Origin of the sequence: Mesorhizobium sp. M7A.F.Ca.CA.004.04.2.1 (assembly GCF_004022825.1) — a bacterium.
Classification (GTDB): domain Bacteria; phylum Pseudomonadota; class Alphaproteobacteria; order Rhizobiales; family Rhizobiaceae; genus Mesorhizobium.
Window position 1 is genome coordinate 1 of record NZ_RZPH01000291.1, and the last position, 5,982, is coordinate 5,982.

Genomic DNA, 5,982 nt, shown 5'->3' on the forward strand with positions numbered 1-5,982 from the left:
CGCGCCGCCGATGAGGAAGGTCAGTGTCTTGCGATCAGGCAAAGCTGTCGCGCAGGCTGGTCGCGGTGCCGGTGAAGCGGCCACGCACCACACCGACGACCGCGCCGAGCACCAGCCAGAACACCAGATTGGTCACGGTCACCGCCACCACGAACTGGTGATGCAGCCCTTCCGGAATCGCCGTTTCGTAACTGTCGGGCTGCGGTGCACCGACAACATGCGGCACGACGATCAAAAGGACGGCAAGGATCGCCAGCGGCAGCGACTTGCGAAACGCGATCAGGCCGAGACCGGCAGCGGTTGCCGCCACCGTCGCCCACCACCAGATCTGGCGCTGGGTGAGATCGGCGGCCGGCATGGCCGGCAGTTCCGGCGGCAGGCCGAGGCCAGGCGCCAGCGTGAACACGGCGAAGCCGGCCAGGCCCCAGAACACGCCCTGGCGCCAGCCACCGATGCCGCCGGCGAATTCGGAGACCGCGACCAGGATCAAGGCGAAGCCGATGCCGGTGACGATGTTGGCAAGCACGCTGAAGGCGAAACGCTCGAAACCATCTGCCGGCGCCCAGCCTTCGTCTGCCGGAGCGGCTTCCGCCGCCGGGGCAGCAGAGCTCATGGCATCTCCCGCCGGTGCAGTTGTGCTCATGGCATTGCTATCCGTTGCGGCCGGAGCGGCATGGTCATGGTGATGCCCGCCGCCCGCCTGTTCGTAGACTTCCGCCTTCAGGATCAGCGGCACGGTGGCATAGGCTTGCAGGCAGGCGAGGACGACGCCGGCCACGAGCCCTGCGATCGCCGCGATGAACACGACGTTGCGAAACAGGTTCATGATGTCAGCCCCTCGTCAGTGGCAGGGAAACGCCATCGAATGGCGATAGTCGTGAGCCGCATTGTGGACCGCATCGATATGCGAGAAGCCGACAAAGCCCATCACGAAAACGCCGAGCAGCGCGGCAAGAGCGAGCTGCATGAAGCGCGACTGCGAGGAGACGGAGGTGCCGAGGGAGACGGAAGCGGTAGTCATGTCTTGTCCTTTCGCCCTCCACCCGAGGGCATCGAAGTCAGTTTCCTGTCGCCGGCAGGTCTCCTGGCTCACGGATCAGCGTCCTTCCCCACCTTCCCGAAGAAAAAATCCTCAGTGGTTTATGGAGAGGACTACCGCACACAGTTGCGGGGGCAGCCACGGCATTGGGCGAAATTCGCCCTCACCGCATTCCCTCTTGGCTCCAAAATGGAACCGGCGACACCGGTGACTATAGGCAGAATCCTCGCTTCCGGCAAACCAAATTCCGCCGGTGACCATTGCGAATGCGCCATGAAGGTCAAAGTGATTTTGGCAGATAGCGCCACGTCACAAAGCCGCAGACCGCCGCCAGCAGACCGAGCGTGACGAACACCGAGCCCAGGCCGAAGAAGGCCAGCGCCACTGAATAGACCAGCGGCGGCGTCAACTCGGAAAAGTCGAGATAGGTGCGGTAGACCGCTGCCATCTGAGATCTTTCATAGGAGCGCACCGAGCGCATGAAGGCGGTCGAGCCGAGGGCGTCGAGCGCAATGGTGAAGAAGGCACCGCAGAGCAGGAAGGCGCCGGTAAGCAGCGGCACGGTTTCGCCGACGAAGCCCGCCGCCAAAAGCGCGGCCGACATGGCGAAATAGGCGAATGTCATGGTCCCGCGGCCACCAAAGCGCTTTCCTGCCTTGCCCCAGAAAATCGCCATGAACAACAGCGCGTTGCCGGCCGAAACCAGCAGGCCGCCGGCCAGCTTGCCCTCACCTGTGATGACCATGAACAGCGGCCCATAGACGAAGAACGTCGTCCAGAAGCAGGAGCGCCCAAAGGCGATCAGCCAAGCCAGCCTGAGCCTGGGCTGCGCCACGAAGCGGCCGATATTGGCGAGCGGATTGACGGGGCGCGTCTTGCCCGGACGGATAGACTGGTTGTCGCCGAGGCGGTAGGTCCAGAACAGCGCCAGCAGGCCAAACGCGAACACCGCGACCGTACCATGCGCGGCATAGATGCCGAAGCGCGTGTAGAGGAAGATGCCGAGCGTCGGCCCACCGGTCCAGGCCAGCATCGACCACGCCATGCGCAGCGATTCGGCCTGCATGAAGTCGGTCTTGCGGATGTGGTCCATGATGTAGAGGTTGAGCGTGATCGACAGCGCGCTGGCGCCCATCACCCGGCACAGCATGCCGGCCAGTTGCCCGGCAAGCGTGTCGGTGACGAAGAACAGCGAGCCGACGGCCAGCAGGCAGGCGCCTGCCGTGTAGACCCAGCGCCGGGCAAAACGGCGGATCAGCATCGGCATGAACAATGTCACCGACAGCCCGAGCATCGCCACGACTGTGTAGAGCATCGACACGATCTGCTCGTTGTGCAGGATCTCGTAGGCCTGGATCGGGATGACGCTCGACACCGTGGCGCGGGCGAAGGATTCGACCGCATAGAGCGACGCGAAGGTGCGCGCGTCCGCGGCCTTGAGAGCCGGCAGCCAGATTGGATGGCGCACATGGGTGGACATTGCTTTCCCCGAAGCAGATTCACCGGGTCAAATCTGACGTGGCGATCCCAGCGCCAATAAGAGGAAACCGACGCGCATCCGGCAAAAGCGAAGCCGGCCAAAGGCTTCCCTGCACTGGCCCAATGCCGCGGCTGATCCGGGTTGTCGGCAGAGTTGCCGGTCTTCTTTTGTGCCGGGCAACCGTGATAGTCCTCCAGCGGGGCTGAATCAGAATGCGAGACCATGAGCATCCAAACGCCGACCGCACCCGTTCCGGATCGACCAAAGCGCATCGTCGCTATCGACATCGTGCGCGGCATCGCGCTGATCGCCATGGCGAGCTACCATTTCACCTGGGATCTGGAGTTCTTCGGCTACACCGATCCCGGCCTGACCGCCTTCGGCTGGTGGAAGATCTACGCGCGTTGCATCGCTTCGACCTTCCTGTTCCTGGTCGGCGTCAGTCTGTACCTCGCCCATGGCCGACAAATCCGCTGGAACGGCTTCTGGAAGCGGTTCGCCATGGTCGCGGGAGCCGCGATCGCGATATCGGTCGTCACCCGTATCGCCACGCCGGATGGATTCATCTTCTTCGGCATCTTGCACGAGATCGCGCTGGCCAGCCTGCTCGGCCTCGCCTTTCTGCGGCTGCCGGCACTGCTGACGCTTGTCGTCGCCGCGCTCGTCATCGCGGCGCCTGTCTATCTGCGCCTCGAGGCGTTCGATCACCCATGGCTGTGGTGGGTCGGCCTGTCGGCGAACAATCCACGCTCCAACGACTACGTTCCGCTGTTTCCATGGTTCGGCGCCGTGCTTGCGGGCATCGCGGTGACGAAACTTGCCGCCGGTTCAGGCGTACTTGCCCGGCTTGCCGAATTGGCGCCCGGTCGCTGGGCCAACCCGCTGGTCTTTATCGGCCGGCACAGCCTGGCGTTCTACCTGATCCACCAGCCATTGCTGATCGGCTGCATGTGGCTGTTCTCGCAGATCATGCCGGCACAGGTCGAAACCCCGCAGGTGAATTTCCTCAAAACCTGCCAGCTGTCCTGCGAGCAGTCGCGCGACACCGAGTTCTGTACGAGCTACTGTGTCTGCATGCTCGATACGCTCGAGGGCGAGGCAACGCTTGATCGGCTCTACAACAACGACCAGACTGCGGAATGGAAGACGCATCTGTCCGATCTCGCCGGCATGTGTACCGCCAAGACCGACAGCAAGTTGATGGAGGAAGGGGTCAAATGACCGAGAACCAGCCGAAGCCGGGGCTCATACCGTGGCCGCCGCTGATCTACACCGCCGCCATCGCCATCAGCATCGCGCTGGGCCTGCTCTATCCCCTGCCCTGGATCGGTGACCTCCTGGGCGATATTCTTTTCGCCACCGGCTGGGTGGCGCTGTTTGCCGTCGCCGCGCTCTGGGTCACCGCGATCCGCACCATGGTCCGCGCCAAGACCACGCTGAACCCGAACGCTGTGCCCGATCACCTGGTCACCACGGGTCCCTTCGGCATCACCCGCAATCCGATGTATCTGGCCAACACCCTGCTGTTGATCGGGGTCGCCTTTGTCTCGGGCATCGTGTGGTTCCTGCCACTCGCGTTCATCGCCGCCTATGCCACGCAGAAAATGGCGATCGAAGGCGAGGAAAAGGTGCTGGCGGCAAAATTCGGCAAGAAGTACCGCGACTACGCCAAACGCGTGCGCCGCTGGATCTGAGCTGGCGCCCCTGGTTTCCATCGCGGAGAGGTTTGACAGGTGCACACTTCGGCGATTAGCCTAAGTCTTGCGAACCTCGTCATCCTAGGGCGAAGCAGGAGCGCAGCTCCGTCGCGGAGACCCTAGGATGACGAAGGAATAGACGTCTCCGCTAATTCCGAACGCTAACGCGCGACAGAATCCAGTCCGCTCAGGTATTCACGCCAAGCTCAACCAGCCGCTCCACACAAGATTCCTCGGCCTGGTCGAGTTCAGCCAGCGTCTCCTCGAGATCGCGGCGCTTCTGCCGGAGATCCTCGCGCTTTTCCTCGATGCGCTTGATCATCAGGTTGAGCTGGCCGACTTCGCCGGGCGGCTCCTTGTACATCTGGATGATCTCGCGGATTTCGTTGATCGAGAAGCCAAGCCTCTTGCCGCGCATGATCTGACGGATGAGGTGCCGGTCGGAGGGGCGAAACAGCCGCGTGCGGCCACGCCGCACCGGCTGCACCAGCCCTTCGTCCTCGTAAAAGCGCAGCGTCCGCGTCGACACGTCGAACTCGCGGGTCAACTCGGTGATCGAATAATATTCTCGCATTGCCACTCCCGCACGCCGAAACCAAGGGGCGATCGCCATGCCGGCGTCGCCCTTATGTCCCGAACCAAAACCCATGCCATGCCGGAATCGACATGGCGCCCCGCGCAAGCCTCGCACGGCATTTACGTAAAAGTCAATTAAGCCAAAAGGCATGCCTTCAGGGCACACCGAACCACCACGTGGCAATGCCGAGAAATGCAAAGAAGCCGACGACGTCGGTAACCGTGGTGACAAAAACTGCCGAAGCGACCGCCGGATCGATCTTGAAACGATCGAGCAGCAGCGGGATCAGGATGCCGGCCAGAGCGGCCACGAACATGTTGATGATCATCGCCGCCGCGATGATGCCGCCCAGATTGGGGTCACGGAACCAGGCTGCCGCAACGATGCCGATCAGGATGGCGAAGACGATGCCGTTGATGAAGCCGACACCCATCTCGCGGCGAATGATGCGGCCGGCATTGTAGATGTCGAGATCCCTGGTCGCCAACGCCCGCACGGTGACGGTCATGGTTTGCGAGCCGGCATTGCCGCCCATGCCGGCGACGATCGGCATCAGCACCGCCAGTGCGACGATATGTTCGATCGTGCGGTCGAAAAGGCTGATCACCGACGCCGCCAGGAACGCGGTCAGAAGGTTGATCAGCAACCACGGAACGCGTGAGCGCGAGGTCGAAAAGATGCTGTCGGAAAGCTCCTCGTCGCCGACGCCGCCCATGCGCATCAAGTCTTCTTCGGCCTCCTGCTGTATGACGTCGACAACATCGTCGATGGTCAGAACGCCAACCAGCCGTTCGTTCTCGTCGACGACAGCGGCCGACAAAAGATCGTACTGCTCGAATTCCCGTGCAGCCTCTTCCTGGTCCATGGTGGCCGGAATGGCGTGCCGCGTCTCGTGCATCACTTCCTCGACCTTGACCGAACGCTTGGTGCGCAGGATCTGGTCGAGGTCGATGGCGCCGAGCAGCTTGAAGCTCGGATCGATGACGAAGATCTGGCTGAAGCGCTCGGGCAGATTCTGGTCGTCGCGCATGTAGTCGATGGTCTGGCCGATCGTCCAGAACGGCGGCACCGCGACGAACTCGGTCTGCATGCGGCGGCCGGCCGTCTCTTCGGGATAGTCGAGCGAGCGGCGCAGCCTGATCCGCTCGGTGAACGGCAGCTGCGCCAGGATCTCGTCCTGATCCTCCTT

Annotated in this window: 7 protein-coding genes and 1 riboswitch; of the genes, 2 read left to right on the top strand and 5 right to left on the bottom strand. The window is 62.7% G+C overall.

The genetic code is table 11. The annotated features are described in order from the left end of the window. Nucleotides 1-34 precede the first annotated feature (34 nt). From EN893_RS14975 to EN893_RS14985, 3 genes are all read right to left on the bottom strand, one after another. Entirely contained in the window at nt 35-826 is a 792-nt protein-coding gene (locus EN893_RS14975; protein ID WP_127272673.1) for a CbtA family protein, read from the bottom strand. A 15-nt stretch (nt 827-841) separates the two neighbouring features. Continuing rightward, nucleotides 842-1,021 carry a CbtB domain-containing protein gene (locus tag EN893_RS14980; RefSeq protein WP_127267996.1) on the bottom strand — a complete coding sequence of 60 codons (180 nt, stop codon included), beginning with the start codon at nt 1,019-1,021 and terminating at the stop codon, nt 842-844. A gap of 35 nt (nt 1,022-1,056) precedes the next feature. After that, nucleotides 1,057-1,254, bottom strand: a riboswitch (cobalamin riboswitch). A 65-nt stretch (nt 1,255-1,319) separates the two neighbouring features. After that, entirely contained in the window at nt 1,320-2,519 is a 1,200-nt protein-coding gene (locus tag EN893_RS14985; RefSeq protein WP_127267997.1) for an MFS transporter, read from the bottom strand. Nucleotides 2,520-2,741: 222 nt separating this feature from the next. On the opposite strand from EN893_RS14985, the gene EN893_RS14990 reads away from it, so the two are divergent. Together EN893_RS14990 and EN893_RS14995 are read left to right on the top strand one after the other, a co-directional pair. Then, nucleotides 2,742-3,740 (top strand): DUF1624 domain-containing protein, encoded by a 999-nt coding sequence (locus tag EN893_RS14990; protein WP_127267998.1) that lies wholly within the window; start codon nt 2,742-2,744, stop codon nt 3,738-3,740. Next, nucleotides 3,737-4,213 carry an isoprenylcysteine carboxylmethyltransferase family protein gene (locus tag EN893_RS14995; protein ID WP_127267999.1) on the top strand — a complete coding sequence of 159 codons (477 nt, stop codon included), beginning with the start codon at nt 3,737-3,739 and terminating at the stop codon, nt 4,211-4,213. The genes EN893_RS14990 and EN893_RS14995 overlap by 4 nt, the downstream gene beginning before the upstream one ends. 190 nt (nt 4,214-4,403) lie before the next feature. Here the strand turns inward: EN893_RS14995 and EN893_RS15000 are convergent, their stop codons facing one another. Both EN893_RS15000 and mgtE read right to left on the bottom strand, forming a co-directional pair. After that, complete coding sequence (locus EN893_RS15000; RefSeq protein WP_023685221.1) at nt 4,404-4,790, bottom strand: MerR family DNA-binding transcriptional regulator; 387 nt, start codon at nt 4,788-4,790, stop codon at nt 4,404-4,406. A 157-nt stretch (nt 4,791-4,947) separates the two neighbouring features. Further along, on the bottom strand, nt 4,948-5,982 hold a 1,035-nt coding region (gene mgtE, locus EN893_RS15005; protein ID WP_128361619.1), incomplete at its 5' end, for a magnesium transporter.

Coding starts and splice junctions, on each gene's coding strand:
- EN893_RS14975 (WP_127272673.1), bottom strand. CDS start 826: ATGAACCTGTTTCGCAACGTCGTGTTCATCGCGGCGATCGCAGGGCTC.
- EN893_RS14980 (WP_127267996.1), bottom strand. CDS start 1,021: ATGACTACCGCTTCCGTCTCCCTCGGCACCTCCGTCTCCTCGCAGTCG.
- EN893_RS14985 (WP_127267997.1), bottom strand. CDS start 2,519: ATGTCCACCCATGTGCGCCATCCAATCTGGCTGCCGGCTCTCAAGGCC.
- EN893_RS14990 (WP_127267998.1), top strand. CDS start 2,742: ATGAGCATCCAAACGCCGACCGCACCCGTTCCGGATCGACCAAAGCGC.
- EN893_RS14995 (WP_127267999.1), top strand. CDS start 3,737: ATGACCGAGAACCAGCCGAAGCCGGGGCTCATACCGTGGCCGCCGCTG.
- EN893_RS15000 (WP_023685221.1), bottom strand. CDS start 4,790: ATGCGAGAATATTATTCGATCACCGAGTTGACCCGCGAGTTCGACGTG.